At 45.7% G+C, this 13696-nt stretch carries 13 protein-coding genes; 7 read left to right on the forward strand and 6 right to left on the reverse strand.

Going from position 1 to position 13696, the window contains the following annotated elements:
• Positions 1-18 precede the first annotated feature (18 nt).
• Positions 19-273 carry a hypothetical protein gene (locus OMP94_RS05000; RefSeq protein ID WP_266276743.1) on the forward strand — a complete coding sequence of 85 codons (255 nt, stop codon included), beginning with the start codon at positions 19-21 and terminating at the stop codon, positions 271-273.
• Positions 274-276: 3 nt separating this feature from the next.
• On the opposite strand, the gene OMP94_RS05005 is transcribed toward OMP94_RS05000, so the two are convergent.
• Positions 277-1218: a LysR family transcriptional regulator gene (locus OMP94_RS05005; RefSeq protein ID WP_266276745.1), complete on the reverse strand. Its 942-nt coding sequence runs from the start codon at positions 1216-1218 to the stop codon at positions 277-279.
• Positions 1219-1329: 111 nt separating this feature from the next.
• Here OMP94_RS05005 and OMP94_RS05010 point away from each other — a divergent pair, with 111 nt between their 5' ends.
• From OMP94_RS05010 to OMP94_RS05030, 5 genes are all read left to right on the forward strand, one after another.
• On the forward strand, positions 1330-2745 hold the full coding sequence (locus tag OMP94_RS05010; protein WP_266276747.1) for an acetyl-CoA carboxylase biotin carboxylase subunit: 1416 nt from the start codon (positions 1330-1332) through the stop codon (positions 2743-2745).
• A gap of 27 nt (positions 2746-2772) precedes the next feature.
• Positions 2773-4566 carry a sodium-extruding oxaloacetate decarboxylase subunit alpha gene (oadA, locus tag OMP94_RS05015; protein ID WP_266276749.1) on the forward strand — a complete coding sequence of 598 codons (1794 nt, stop codon included), beginning with the start codon at positions 2773-2775 and terminating at the stop codon, positions 4564-4566.
• Between the two features lie 91 nt (positions 4567-4657).
• Positions 4658-6118 (forward strand): circularly permuted type 2 ATP-grasp protein, encoded by a 1461-nt coding sequence (locus OMP94_RS05020; RefSeq protein ID WP_266276751.1) that lies wholly within the window; start codon positions 4658-4660, stop codon positions 6116-6118.
• On the forward strand, positions 6118-7059 hold the full coding sequence (locus OMP94_RS05025; RefSeq protein ID WP_266276753.1) for an alpha-E domain-containing protein: 942 nt from the start codon (positions 6118-6120) through the stop codon (positions 7057-7059). Before OMP94_RS05020 ends, OMP94_RS05025 begins: the two co-directional genes overlap by 1 nt.
• Positions 7056-8069, forward strand: coding sequence for a zinc-binding metallopeptidase family protein (locus OMP94_RS05030; protein ID WP_266276755.1), 1014 nt, complete (start codon positions 7056-7058; stop codon positions 8067-8069). Before OMP94_RS05025 ends, OMP94_RS05030 begins: the two co-directional genes overlap by 4 nt.
• On the opposite strand, the gene OMP94_RS05035 is transcribed toward OMP94_RS05030, so the two are convergent.
• Positions 8056-8781 carry a proteasome-type protease gene (locus tag OMP94_RS05035; protein WP_266276757.1) on the reverse strand — a complete coding sequence of 242 codons (726 nt, stop codon included), beginning with the start codon at positions 8779-8781 and terminating at the stop codon, positions 8056-8058. The two genes, OMP94_RS05030 and OMP94_RS05035, sit on opposite strands and share 14 nt — an antisense overlap.
• A gap of 227 nt (positions 8782-9008) precedes the next feature.
• Here OMP94_RS05035 and OMP94_RS05040 point away from each other — a divergent pair, with 227 nt between their 5' ends.
• A complete protein-coding gene (locus OMP94_RS05040; RefSeq protein WP_266276759.1) occupies positions 9009-10103 on the forward strand; it encodes a sensor domain-containing diguanylate cyclase in 1095 nt (364 codons plus the stop codon).
• A gap of 3 nt (positions 10104-10106) precedes the next feature.
• Here the strand turns inward: OMP94_RS05040 and OMP94_RS05045 are convergent, their stop codons facing one another.
• Genes OMP94_RS05045 through OMP94_RS05060 form a run of 4 tightly spaced genes read right to left on the reverse strand, consistent with a single transcriptional unit; the run spans position 10107 to position 13695 of the window.
• Positions 10107-11792 carry a pilus assembly protein TadG-related protein gene (locus OMP94_RS05045; protein WP_266276761.1) on the reverse strand — a complete coding sequence of 562 codons (1686 nt, stop codon included), beginning with the start codon at positions 11790-11792 and terminating at the stop codon, positions 10107-10109.
• A gap of 10 nt (positions 11793-11802) precedes the next feature.
• Entirely contained in the window at positions 11803-12075 is a 273-nt protein-coding gene (locus OMP94_RS05050; RefSeq protein WP_266276763.1) for a DUF3613 domain-containing protein, read from the reverse strand.
• Positions 12076-12085: 10 nt separating this feature from the next.
• Positions 12086-12769: a hypothetical protein gene (locus OMP94_RS05055; RefSeq protein WP_266276765.1), complete on the reverse strand. Its 684-nt coding sequence runs from the start codon at positions 12767-12769 to the stop codon at positions 12086-12088.
• Positions 12769-13695 carry a type II secretion system F family protein gene (locus tag OMP94_RS05060; RefSeq protein ID WP_266276767.1) on the reverse strand — a complete coding sequence of 309 codons (927 nt, stop codon included), beginning with the start codon at positions 13693-13695 and terminating at the stop codon, positions 12769-12771. The genes OMP94_RS05055 and OMP94_RS05060 overlap by 1 nt, the downstream gene beginning before the upstream one ends.
• Between the last annotated feature and the right edge of the window lies 1 nt (position 13696).

Here is a 13696-nt window from a genome sequence, read left to right on the forward strand (position 1 = left end):
GCATTCAGCTTATTAATAATGGCGAATAAGGCTATGGCGATTGAGCCAGAAAGTTGTGAGATTTGGCAGCAAAAAGCCAACACCTTTATGACTTATCGCCAACAAGATTTACCAATTGTAGAAGCGATGCAAGAAGCTTCGGGTAATAAAACCCGCGGTCTATTACTTCGTGCGTATCAAGCGCCTGTTGAGAGCGGTTTGGAAGCGAAATACCGTGTCATTGGTGAGTTTGCACAGCAAGTATTTGATGAGTGTAATTCTGGCAAAAATTAAACCTTAGGATTCCTTAAACCAGCTATTAATCGTTGCTAAATTGGTCTGAATATACTCAGCAAATGCCTGCGCGGCAGGACTCAAGTGCTTGCCTTTGGGATACACCAAACACCAACTTCTGCGTAGGGAAAAGTTTTTAATTGGGATTGTTTTCATAACGCCCAATTTAAGCTCAGTCTGCACGCTTAACCTCGGCACAACAGCCGCGCCAAGTCCTGCCAACACACCTTGTTTGAGCGTTTCAATTGAGCCCATTTCCATAAAAGCTTGCGCCGTTAAATGCTGCTGCTGGCAATATTGCTCTAAAGCTAATCGACTGCCTGAACCCGCCTCTCGTAACAAAAGCGGCTGCTGCAAGAACCGCTGTAAGGTCATACTGCCTTTACCTACCAGCTTAAAATCAGCCGCCATAACCGGAATCAGTTCATTGTCAAGGAAAGGCAAAATACTGAGCGGTCTGTCAGATGGCACCAAGCCCATAATCACCAAATCGTCACTATTATTGGCTAAACGCTCAACTGCACCAGATCGATTAACGACGCTAAGTGAGACTTTAACGGCGGGATAGTCTTTAAGGAAAGCTTTCAGTAACGTGGGTACAACGTATTGTGCGGTATTCACCAAGCACAGCCGTAATTCACCGGAAAGCTGGCCTTTCAAGGCATGTAGCTCACTTTGCAAATCCTGCAGCTGACCAAACATTTTATTAATGCTTAATGCCAGATGCTCGCCGGCAGGTGTGCAATAAAGCGTACGGCCGATGTATTCGAATAACGGCGCTTCGATAGCCTCTTCAAGTTTACGGATTTGTGAGCTCACCGCAGGCTGAGTTAACCCTAAAACCTCCGCCGCCTTTCGATAGCCTTGATGTTCATATACCGCTTGGAAAACTTGTAACTGTCGAAATGACAGACGATTTAATAACTGTTGAAAACTAAGTGACATAAGGCAATACCAGCCATCAATAACCAATTACTTATCAGTGATAAAAATTATATCAATTTTTAATTATACAAGCCCTGCTTTAAGCTGCATTCATCTAATTGGGAGATCGCTATGCTAAAAAAAGTGATGATTGCCAACCGCGGTGAAATTGCAGTGCGTATTGTTCGCGCCTGCGCCGAAATGGGCATTCGCTCAGTGGCGGTTTACACCGAGGCGGATAAATATAGCTTGCACGTAAAACGCGCTGATGAAGCACATTCACTCGGTGATGACCCGGTTGCTGGCTATTTAGATCCCCTTCGTATCGTAAACTTAGCCTTACAAACCGGTTGTGATGCCATCCACCCGGGCTATGGTTTTTTATCTGAAAACGCCAAGTTTGCTGAGCTATGTGAACAATACGGCATTACTTTCATTGGCCCTAAATCAACGGTTATCCAGCAAATGGGTGACAAAACGGCGGCACGTGACAGTATGCGTGCAGCAGGCGTACCGATTACCCCAGGCTCAGAAGGTAATCTTGAAGATTTAGATGACGCCTTATCACTGGCTGAAGAAATTGGTTACCCGGTGATGATCAAAGCGACTTCAGGTGGCGGTGGTCGAGGTATTCGCCGATGTGATTCTGCCGCTGAATTACGTCAACAATATCCTCGCGTTATTTCTGAAGCCACCAAAGCCTTTGGTAGCGCTGAAGTTTTCCTCGAAAAATGTATCGTTAACCCACGCCATATCGAAGTCCAAATTTTGGCCGATAGCCACGGTAACGTTATCCATTTATACGAACGCGATTGCTCAATCCAACGTCGTAATCAAAAGCTGATTGAGATCGCACCAAGTCCACAGTTAACACCAGAGCAACGTGACTACATCGGTGAGCTTGCTGTTAAAGCAGCTAAAGCAGTTGGATACGAAAACGCTGGTACTGTTGAGTTTTTGCTCACGGGTAATGAAGTGTATTTCATGGAAATGAATACACGTATTCAGGTTGAGCACACCATTACCGAGCAAATCACGGGCGTTGATATCGTTCGTGAACAATTACGTATTGCCAGCGGATTAACGCTTAATTATCGCCAACAAGATATTCAATATCGTGGCTTTGCTTTGCAATTCCGTATCAATGCAGAAGATCCTAAGAATGATTTCCTACCAAGCTTTGGTCGTATCACTCATTACTACGCGCCAGGTGGTCCAGGCGTTCGTATCGATACTGCGATTTATACTGGTTACGATATTCCACCGCACTTTGACTCAATGTGCCTCAAACTCGTCGTTTGGGCTTTGAATTGGGAAGATGCTGTCGACCGTGGTCAACGTGCATTAGACGACATGCGTCTGCACGGTATTAAAACGACCGCAAACTACTATCAACAAATTTTGAAGCATCCAGATTTCCGGGATGGGCATTTTGATACGAGCTTCGTGCCTAGCCATCCTGAGCTGCTGAATTATTCTGAAAAACGCCACCCCAGCGCCGTTGCGCTGGCAATTGCCACCGCCCTTGCCGCCCACGCTGGTTGGTAGACTGACTATTACGCAGGAGATTTTGCAATGAAGAAAATTGAAGTAACCGATGTTATTTTGCGTGATGCCCATCAGTCACTGATCGCCACGCGCATGCGCACAGAGGACATGTTGCCGATATGTGAAAAATTAGATCAAGTTGGCTACTGGTCTTTAGAAGTTTGGGGCGGCGCCACATTTGATGCCTGCGTCCGTTTCTTGAAAGAAGATCCATGGCAACGTCTACGTGACTTACGTAAAGCACTGCCAAACACGCGTTTACAAATGTTGTTACGCGGTCAAAACCTGCTGGGTTACCGTCATTATGCTGATGATGTTGTGAAAGCTTTTGTCGAAAAAGCAGCCAGCAACGGTATCGATGTATTCCGCGTGTTTGATGCCTTAAATGATTTACGTAACCTTGAAACAGCAATGCGCGCTGTCAAAGACAGTGGCAAACATGCTCAAGGCACTATTAGCTACACCACAAGCCCAGTCCACACGCCAGAGTTGTTTGTAAAGCAAGCTGAAGCGTTGCGTGATATGGGTGCAGATTCGATTGCCATTAAAGATATGGCTGGTCTATTAGCTCCATACCCAACTTACGAATTGGTTAAAGCAATTAAATCTGCCGTTGATTTACCACTGGTCATTCATAGCCACTCGACCTCGGGCTTGGCGGCACAATGTCAGCTAAAAGCGATTGAAGCGGGTGCGGATCGTATTGATACCGCCATTTCTTCATTTGCCAGCGGCACAAGTCACCCTGCAACAGAAGCACAGGTTGCTGCACTTCGCGACACAGATTGGGATACCGGTTTAGATTTACACCTGTTAACCGAAATTTCTGACTATTTCCGCGACGTTCGCAAAAAATACCAGCAATTTGAAAGCGAGTTCACCCGCGAAGATGTCATGGTGCAAGTAAGCCAAGTGCCAGGCGGTATGATGTCAAACTTGGCTAACCAGCTGAAAGAACAAAATGCTTTGGATCGTATTCGTGATGTATTTGAAGAGATCCCACGTGTTCGTAAAGATCTGGGTTATCCACCACTGGTTACACCAACTTCGCAAATTGTCGGTACTCAAGCTGTCTACAACGTACTCGCTGGTGAGCGTTATAAAACCATCACCAATGAAGTAAAACGCTACTTATCTGGTGGTTATGGCCAACCGCCAGCACCTGTTGATACCAAACTGCAAAAACGTGCGATTGGTAACGGTGAAATCATGGATTGCCGTCCAGCCGATTTGCTTAAACCTGAGCTAGATAAGTTACGTGGCGAAATTGGTGAGTTAGCGAAAAGTGAAGAAGATGTCCTCACTTATGCAATGTTCCCGGATCTTGGCCGCGAATTCTTGCAACAACGTGCTGACGGCACATTAAAACCAGAAGCCTTATTACCAGCTGAAGCACAAAACCGTGCTGTCGAAAGTGTGGCGACTGAGTTTAAAGTTGATGTGCATGGTGAAACCTACGAAATCGCCATTACCGGTGTCGGTGATGTTGGCGGTGGTAAACGTAAAGTCTATATCTCACTTGATGGCATGCCAGAAGAAGTTACTTTTGAAGCACTCAATGAGTATGTCAGCGAAGGTAGCGGCGGTCGTCAAAAAGCCAGTGAACCAGGTCATGTCACAACACCGTTACCGGGCAATGTGGTTGAAGTCTTGGTGAATGTAGGTGATAAGGTGACTAGTGGTCAGGCACTTATGGTTGTCGAAGCTATGAAAATGGAAACCGAGCTATTGGCCAAAATCGATGGTACTTTGGAATCAGTTGCTGTTGAAAAAGGTGACCGTGTCACACCAGGTGAAGTCTTGATGGCGATTAAAGCTTAAACCCAACCAGCAGACTCCACGCCGCTCTGCGTTAGGGCATGACACTTGCTAGTAATGCTAACTATGCTGATGTCATAAAAGGAGTCTGCTGATGAAGCATCTGTGGCGGAATTACGACCCGAAAGAATTCTACGATGAGTTGATGGTGGATGCCCATCAACCTAGAAGCTTTAGTTATCGACTGTTAGATCATCTCAAGTCGATGAAAAATGAGGCTTTTAATCAACGCGTTACAGAGTCTGAAGCAGAAATCCTAGAGCGTGGTGTTACCTTCACGGTTTACTCCGATGCCGGTAACATCGACCGCGCTTGGCCTTTCGATATTATTCCTCGCGTTATTCCTAAACGTGAATGGGATTGCACCGAAAGAGGGCTGATACAACGTATCCGCGCCTTAAATCAGTTCATTAACGACATTTATAACGATGGCAATATCATTCGTGATGGTCTCATTCCAGAAGATGTCGTCTTTCAATCCAAAGGTTATCGTCCTGAGTGCAAAGGTATGCAACCCGCACACGGTGTTTGGGCACACGTCTGTGGCTCAGATCTGGTGAGAGACGATCAGGGCACCATGTACGTATTAGAAGACAACCTTCGCGTACCGTCTGGCGTCGCCTACATGCTTGAGAACCGCAAAACCACCAAACGTGTACTGCCAGAATTATTCAAACTGTTAAATATTAGCCCGGTAAATGATTATCCGGCGCACCTTGCAGCGATGCTGGCTTCGTTACAGCCAGATATTGAAAACCCCACCATGGTGTTATTAACCCCCGGCATCTATAACTCTGCCTATTTTGAACATGCCTCATTAGCGCAACAAGCCGGGCTCACGCTACTTGAAGGTGCAGATTTGGTGGTGGCAAAAGATGGTTATGTCTATATGAAGACCATTCACGGCCTAGAGCGTGTTGATGTCATTTACCGCCGAATTGATGACGACTTTATTGATCCACTGGTATTTCGTGAAGATTCTGCGCTGGGTGTGCCAGGGATTATGCAGGCATGGCGGGATGGCAAAGTTGCGATTGCCAATGCACCGGGTTGTGGCGTCGCAGACGACAAAGTTATTTACGCCTATGTACCAGAAATGATTCGTTATTATTTAAACGAAGAGCCTATTCTGCCTAATGTACCCACCTGGTTATGTCGTGATCCTGAGCAGCTAGCTCATGTTTTAAAAAACTTACCTGACTTAGTGGTCAAACCCGCTAATGAATCGGGTGGTTACGGCATGTTAGTTGGCCCACATAGCAGTGAAGAGAAAATCGCCGAATTCCGTGAGCTGTTAATTAATAACCCCAATAATTACATTGCCCAACCGACACTGAAACTGTCGGTTTCACCCACCAGTTGTGATGACAAAATTGCGCCGAGACATGTCGATTTAAGGCCATTTATTTTATCTGGTGGATCGCATTATGTGACACCAGGCGGCCTGACTCGTGTCGCACTCGTTGAAGGCTCTTTAGTGGTGAACTCCTCACAAGGTGGGGGTAGCAAAGACACTTGGATCGTCGATGAAGAATTACTGGGAGGAGCAGTCTAATGCTATCTCGAGTTGCAGAACGTGTTTATTGGTTAGCACGCTATCTTGAGCGAGTCGAAAATACAGCCCGACTCATAAATGTGCATACCGCTTTGTTAATGGATTTACCCAGAGAAGCCGAAATTGACTGGTTTACGCTGATCAGTATTTTTGATGCCGATATGTTTTATCACGCTGGTTATGAGCAAATCACTGAGCAAAATGTGATGCATTTTTTGCTGGCTGATACCGATAACCCAATGGCTCTCATTCATTCCCTAAGGTCTTTACGTGAAAATGCACGTACGTCTTTAGATATCTTGCCAGAAGAAACCTGGGAGCAAGTCAACGAACTGTATTTGTTGGTCAAAGAAGAGTTTTCCGCATTAAGTAATCGTCGACGCCGTCAAAATCTTTTGGTGGCGATCATGGAGAGATGTCAGACGATTTGGGGTATTTTCACCAACCATATGAGCCGTAATAATGCTTATTACTTCCTGCAAACCGCCAAACACCTCGAACGCGCCGATATGACCAGCCGAATACTAGAAATGGCTTCTTTACTGTTAAAAGAGAACCGCAGTGACTCAGTGCGAGCCTATGATGGCTTGCTTTGGACACATTTACTGCGCGCTTTAAGTGCTCAGCAAATGTATACCCGAGTAAATGGCTCCACCGTATCAGCATCACCAGTTTTAGGTTATTTGATTCGCGATACTGCGTTTCCGCGGTCACTGTTTTTCTCACTGAGTGCGATTGGTCGATATTTGAGCCCGCTACCCAATGCAGACAAATTACTCGCAACCCAAAAAGAAATCTTGCACACCGTACTTGATACTAACCACAACGAAGTGCCGGCTGAGGCTATTCATCGTCAAATGGACGCATTGCAAATCGCGCTCGGTAATTTAAATAATCAAATTGGCAATCAATGGTTTTATCCTGACCATTCCTTAGCATGAAGCGTTTTTACTGCCAATGTGGCCAAGAATTATTTTTTGATAACAGTCATTGCAATCATTGCGGTATCAACTTGGGGTTTGACCCGCAAACCATGATGGTGATTGGTGTAACAGCCGAGGAAGGTAGCCAAAATGTGCTGTCTTTTTCTGGCCAACGATTTCGTCGTTGTCAGTTACATGAGCAACCTGTCGGCTGCAATTGGCTAATTGCTGAAGATGATGACCATCAGCAATGTATTTCTTGTCGTTTAACAAGAATGATCCCAAGCCAAGATACTCCCCAAAATCAAACCCGTTGGCAGGTGTTGGAAAAAGCCAAACGACGGATGATTTATGGCTTACTAGATTTGGGCTTACCTATTGAACTAGCAAACCACCCGCTAAATTTCGATTTTTTGGAAGACCAACGAAGCAATGCCAATGTAGCAATTGAACAGGTTCTTAGTGGTCATGCTGGTGGTGTTATCACTATTAATGCTGCTGAAGCTGATAGTAGTTACCGCGAAGCCACTCGCGAAGCAATGAATGAACCATACCGAACGCTACTGGGCCATTTCCGCCATGAAATTGGTCACTATTACTGGCAACAAATTACCGATCCTGAGTTAGCGTCAGCTTTCTCCTCATTATTTGGTAATCCCGAAACCGATTATGCCAAAGCTTTAGAAGACTATTACCGTGATGGTCCCGAACAGAACTGGCAGGAAAATTATATTTCGGCTTATGCCAGTGCGCATCCTTTAGAAGACTGGGCGGAAACGTGGGCTCACTACCTGTTGATGCATGAAACCCTAGAAACGGCACTTGCCTTTCAGGTCATTAATGCCCCCGATAAGGAAGTACCATTCTCGACTTGGCTATCGGAGTGGTTACAACTGGTGCTGGTTCTGAATGCGCTAAACCGCAGTATTGGTAATGCGGATGCTTACCCTTTTGTGGTGACTCCAGCAGTTGAAAAGAAACTGCAGTTTATTGATAACCTAGTACGTAACTGGGCTACTGTTCACTGAAGCGAGGCATTTCCGAAAACGCTTGTCGCAACTTATCACCCCACGCTTTACGTAGCTCAAGTAAATAAGGGTGCTCCGAGTGAAAACGGTAGCGATTACTTAAGTCAAAGCTGTCTTTACGATAAATCAGCACTTCTATCGGTGGTCCAACACTGACATTACTTTGCATCGTTGAGTCCATCGAGATTAATGAGCAAGTCGCCGCATCTAACAAGGTGGTGTCAGGCTTGATAAACCTATCCAATACCGGCTTACCGTATTTACTTTCACCGATTTGTAAATAAGGTGTTTCTTTAGATGTGGTGATGTGATTTCCCTGCGGGTAAATCAAAAAAGTTTGCGGCGGGCCACCTTGGATTTGGCCTGCGAGTAATAGGGTGGCCTCAGGTGCAAAACCACTGGCTTCATTTTCAGAATAGCGTCGTATACGGCTACTTAAGATTTCACCGACATAGTCAGCAGTATCTGACATATAACTGAGCGTATTCAGGTTTCGAGGCTGACCTTCACGAATATCGCGCTTTAATTGCTCAACGACAAACTGTGTCGTTGCCAAATTTCCTGCACTACAAAGCACCAATGCCCGATCAGCATCAGTATCAAAATTAAACATCTTACTGTAGGTACTAACTTGATCAATCCCGGCATTGGTTCGGGAGTCTGATGTCAAAACAACACCATCATCAAGGGAAATGGCTAAACAATAGGTCATATCAATCTCTTAACACTAAGCATGCTTAAGATAGACGTTAATCTAACGTTGGGCAATCACACTAAGCAAAATTTTGCTCGCATACCAGCAAAATGTACACACGTAATAGGTTGCCTAACCGCCAGACTACTGACAGAATGCAAGAAGTGCTTTTCAAATCGCACGGGCAAAGGATGTCTGCACAGCGATGTGTCGGATAAAAATAAAAACGAACGAGGGATAAGCGTTTGATTGACCCGCATCAGTTGTCTAGCCATTTATTTCGTGAACTGCACCGACACCCCACGGTATCGCTCATACACCATGCTGTTTTCGCCGGCTTAATGGCCATTTACCTTTGGCCACAGCTTCCCCATGGCGAATTCGCTTTTTGGATTGTCATGGTGTTTTCAGGCGGCATCTGGCAATGGCTGGTTAGCCGTCACTACAACAAACAAATTGTTACCACTGTTAAACCACAAAGCTTGAGCCAATTTACCTCTGCGTCATTGGCTGCTGGTTTAAGTTTTGGTTTAACCGCACTCCTGTTACCTGAGCTCAGCTTTGAAACCCGCCTATTTGTGATTTTGATGCTTAGTGCCGTAGCCGCCAGCGAACTGTTAAAACTCAGTGCTTTTCCCAATGTTTATGCGGCTTTTTTAGCAGGACTGACCATTCCGCTTATGTTGATGTTGGCGTTGACTGATGGTGATCCCGGCTGGGAAATCATTCCGGCAATCGCGATTATGGTAATTATTCTTTATTACTCCGCGTTGCAACGTCGTCGTGACTTAATGGATGACTTACTGGCACGTTTTGGTCTTGAAAATGCTGCCGGTGAAGACAAGCTGACCGGTATAGCCAATCGTCGTCGCTTTGATATGACCTTTGAGCAAGTCTGGGCACAATCACGTCGTTCAGGCATTCCTGTCTCATTAATCATGGTCGATATCGACCACTTCAAGCTGTTTAATGATCATTATGGCCATCAAGCTGGCGATAAATGTTTAGCACAAGTGGCCAAGGCACTTGCCGAAACGGCACGTCGTGCAACAGATTTAGTCGCGCGTTATGGTGGTGAAGAGTTTGTTATTTTGTTAAACCAAACCACGCGTGATGATGCTTATCAATTAGCAGAACGCATGCGCGCTAAAGTTGAATCACTAAAAATTGAGCATGTTAAGTCGGGCTTTGGATACGTCACGATTAGTGTTGGCGGTACGACCGTATTTGCTAGTGATTCGACAGAGACCGTCAATCCCCTTAAATATGCAGATGAAGCTTTGTATTCATCAAAAGGCGGTGGTCGTAACCAAGTCTCTTGGCATCGCCCTGACCATTAAGCTTTAACGTTTCATTTCTGGGCGTTGAATATCAACGCTAACCAACCGAACATCCATAGAGCCGATTTCTATACCCAGCAGTGACAACAGCGGGTCAATCAATGTCGTTCCTAATGCAGAAATCAATGGCGTCAGAATCTGACCAACAATAGCATCACCAAGTCCGCCTAGATCAATAGGTAAGCCTAGTGGTGATACTTGTACCGTTAAGTTTTGTGGAATATTTGATATCGCAAGTCCGGGCGCTGTCGTTGCTGTTTGTACTTGAGGTAACACATTGCCATTATTTGGATTATACAAATACTCTAAACTGGTAGAACTCGGGTTTTGCAATGGTGCATTTAAGCCAACTGCAACATCTGCCACTGGTACATTACCCAACAACAGCACATTCGCAGAAACACTAATACTGGCACTGGTAGCCGCAGGATCTGATGCCTCGCCGAGATTGATCGCAGCCACCCCCGGTTGAGCCCCAATAGTCACAACTGAGTTATTGTCGTTTACCCGTGCACATTGAATACTTTGTAACCAGGCTTGTCCCTGAGCAACTTGCACTTGCAAAGCCAAATCAACATTAGCATTAACACCGGCCAGCCCCAGTATCGTTAAATTAATGTTGCTCTGTAAATTGGTCTGCAAATCGACTTGTGATGTCCGCATTTGCGTACGCCAATTGCCATCTTCTCCACGCCCGGGAGGGCCAATCGCAATTTGTGGAGCCTGTGTAACGGTTAATTGCGTTGTTGTATTGAGTAGCCCGGCAGGCAGATTCACCGCCAAAGGTAAGTCAATTGCTGCCGTGCCATTAGCAACTAACGCCGACGTCATAATCAAGTCAAACAAATTCAATTCGGCATTCGCTGCGTCTTCTGGGTTTTGTGATGTGACATCCAAGATATCGCCAACATTGGCATTTAAACTTCCAACTGTTGCAGCGATCAAGGCATCCATACCATTGGCAACAGCAACATCTGCAACATCTGATGCCGAGACAGCATCGGCGTAGAGATTAAATAACTGCAGTAAGGTTAAATCACTAGCTAATAATTCACTGACACTACCAATACCTGCAGAAGCATTTACCAGCTCTAATAAAGATAATTGGGTAGCAGCAATTCCTTGATAAGACAGCACATCCAGTGCGACTGGCGCTCCCAAGATACCCGTAAATAAATTATTTAAAAGCGCCGCCTCACTATTCGACAATGACACTAACGTTGTACCCGCCGAAAAGCCTGCTATCGCCTGCCTTTCAGCTACTGCATTGGCATTTAACGTAGTATTGGTACCGATCATGCCGCCAGCAAATAAACTAGCAGGAACCGTTTTACTTGCCGTAACGCTCACAGCAGTTGCAAGCGTTGCTGCTGTAGCTGAAAACTCTCTAATGCCACCGGCGCCAACACTAATCGTGCCGACATCGACATCTAAAGGTAAACCACTATGGTTATTGCGGGTCGCGCTGGCAGCCGCAACTGACTCAGCATCACTCAAATTACCCGAGCCGCAACTTCCTGCCGCCGAAGCAGCATCTAAAGCCGCCATATCGGCTACAGACTGAAGTCTGCGTTGCTCCATTAATAAACGACCGGTATCAACAGCTAAAGCAGCAAATAACACTGCCATTAACAGTGTCAGCATCGTAAATATGCCTAACGCCCCTCGCTGTTGTTTTAGATGAGTCATCTAGAAAAACTCACTGACCTAATACAGAAGCATCGGCATCATCGCTAACCATGTATTCCGGGATAGGATAACTAAAGCTGTCTATATATCGTTGATAAACTTTAGCTGCAACCGGACCTGACATTGGCTGTGGTTGGCTAGAAGCAGCCCCACCACTACTTTGCCATTCCAGCCAGTATCGGGTTTGTTCGCCCATTTTGGGCACTTTGTCATTAACACCTTCAGCGCTTACTGACAGGCTAAATAACAGACATAAACCGGTTAATAGTGTTTTTGTCATCATAACCCTCTCCTTACGGTTGTCCCGTGGGTATTTGTTTTGCGAGTGTGTTGGCTTGAGCTTTGAGCTCAGTAAAGGTTTGCTCATCCATGTTCAATTTATTTGCAAATGACACGGCTTTTTGCTGCTGACCTTGTAGTAGTAGCAAAATGACCATATTGGTCTCAGCAAGTTGGTTTGCTTCGCTTAATTCAATCGCCGTTAAAAACTCATGGCGAGCTGCAGTAAAGTCACCATTGATAAGTAATGCATAACCATAGTCATTGCGAATACGTCCATTCACTGGCAATAGCTCGGCAGCTTTAGCGAGTTGCGACTTTGCTTCAGAACTCTCGCCATTACGTCCGGCAATTAGTCCTAATCCATGATGCCCTTGTCCAGCCAAACAACTTTCGGTGAGTTGTTGGTAAAGTGGTTTAGCTTCATTGCCACGTTCTGATTGCCGTAAAATTTCAGCTCGCAAATACGTTGCATACAAGCTGTCACCGCCCAGCTCATCTAAATGGGCTAGCGCGGCATGCATACGGCCATCATCCATGAGCTGCTGCACCATATCGAGTCTGACCGCCGTATCACCTGCCGGTGGTTTGGCGCAGGCCTGACGTGTTTGCTGTGCTGTCGCATCATTATTTGATGGTTGCACAGCCACACAAGCACTAAGCAGAAAACTGATGCTGATGATGAACCAACGCAACATTAAAATGCTCCCGTAAGACCTTTGGCCAAAGCAATAAAGCCGGGACCTGCCAAGAAAATCAGTAATGCGGGAAATAAAAAAACCATCATCACGATAGACATTTTCCCCGATAAGATATTGACCTGCTCTCGCAGTGCAGACAGTTGTCTGTCTTCCATCAGCGCCGCAAATTTAACCAATGTTTCTCTAATGTTGCCGCCATGTTTGGAGACTTGCTTCACAATTGCCACCGTGTCGTTAAGCTCACTGACTTCTAATGGTGCCGCCATTTCACTTAATGCATCAGCAGGGTCAAGACCAGCATCAACTTGCCGCAGAGCGACGGTCAGTTCTTTTGATAACTCTGGCGTCAGTAGCCGGCCTTCTGTATTTAATACCCGTAATGCATGTTCGGTCGATAGGCCTGCATCAAATAACATTCTCAACAGATGCACTGCCGTTGGCATTTCTCGAGATAACTTTTCCCGGCGACTTTTAGCAAATCGTCGCAATATATTTTTAGGCATTAAAAACCCGAATGCTCCAGCCATAAATAACTGTGCAATCGCCATTTTGCTAAAATTGCTACTAGCTAAGACATAAACCATCGTTACCAATACAAATACGCCCGGCACGACCCAACAGGACATGTAATACATTGCTCTTCCTGTCAGGGTGTACCAACCTGCCTGTTTAAGTAGCAGGATGGTTTCTGGCTTCTCAATTTTTGGCATCCAAGCCAAGACTCGGCTGTGTGCCATTCGGCGTACCACATTTATTACCCAGCCTTTTTCCATCGGCAGATCGACTGTCTTATGCTCAAGCAACTCATAAAAGCGACGTTGTGCGGATATATCTGCATGATGAGCTTGATACTGTGCCGCCAAAAACAAGCCAATTGCCAATAGCACCGCTAGGATTAGAGTTACTGTGAGCCAGATCGACATA

The sequence above is a fragment of the Methylophaga sp. OBS3 genome (genome assembly GCF_026319325.1).
Taxonomy (GTDB): domain Bacteria; phylum Pseudomonadota; class Gammaproteobacteria; order Nitrosococcales; family Methylophagaceae; genus Methylophaga.

Excerpts from the sequence above, each read along its gene's own strand:
- OMP94_RS05000 (WP_266276743.1), top strand. The coding sequence starts at position 19 with ATGGCGAATAAGGCTATGGCGATTGAGCCAGAAAGTTGTGAGATTTGG.
- OMP94_RS05005 (WP_266276745.1), bottom strand. The coding sequence starts at position 1,218 with ATGTCACTTAGTTTTCAACAGTTATTAAATCGTCTGTCATTTCGACAG.
- OMP94_RS05010 (WP_266276747.1), top strand. The coding sequence starts at position 1,330 with ATGCTAAAAAAAGTGATGATTGCCAACCGCGGTGAAATTGCAGTGCGT.
- oadA (WP_266276749.1), top strand. The coding sequence starts at position 2,773 with ATGAAGAAAATTGAAGTAACCGATGTTATTTTGCGTGATGCCCATCAG.
- OMP94_RS05020 (WP_266276751.1), top strand. The coding sequence starts at position 4,658 with ATGAAGCATCTGTGGCGGAATTACGACCCGAAAGAATTCTACGATGAG.
- OMP94_RS05025 (WP_266276753.1), top strand. The coding sequence starts at position 6,118 with ATGCTATCTCGAGTTGCAGAACGTGTTTATTGGTTAGCACGCTATCTT.
- OMP94_RS05030 (WP_266276755.1), top strand. The coding sequence starts at position 7,056 with ATGAAGCGTTTTTACTGCCAATGTGGCCAAGAATTATTTTTTGATAAC.
- OMP94_RS05035 (WP_266276757.1), bottom strand. The coding sequence starts at position 8,781 with ATGACCTATTGTTTAGCCATTTCCCTTGATGATGGTGTTGTTTTGACA.
- OMP94_RS05045 (WP_266276761.1), bottom strand. The coding sequence starts at position 11,792 with ATGACTCATCTAAAACAACAGCGAGGGGCGTTAGGCATATTTACGATG.
- OMP94_RS05050 (WP_266276763.1), bottom strand. The coding sequence starts at position 12,075 with ATGATGACAAAAACACTATTAACCGGTTTATGTCTGTTATTTAGCCTG.
- OMP94_RS05055 (WP_266276765.1), bottom strand. The coding sequence starts at position 12,769 with ATGTTGCGTTGGTTCATCATCAGCATCAGTTTTCTGCTTAGTGCTTGT.
- OMP94_RS05060 (WP_266276767.1), bottom strand. The coding sequence starts at position 13,695 with ATGTCGATCTGGCTCACAGTAACTCTAATCCTAGCGGTGCTATTGGCA.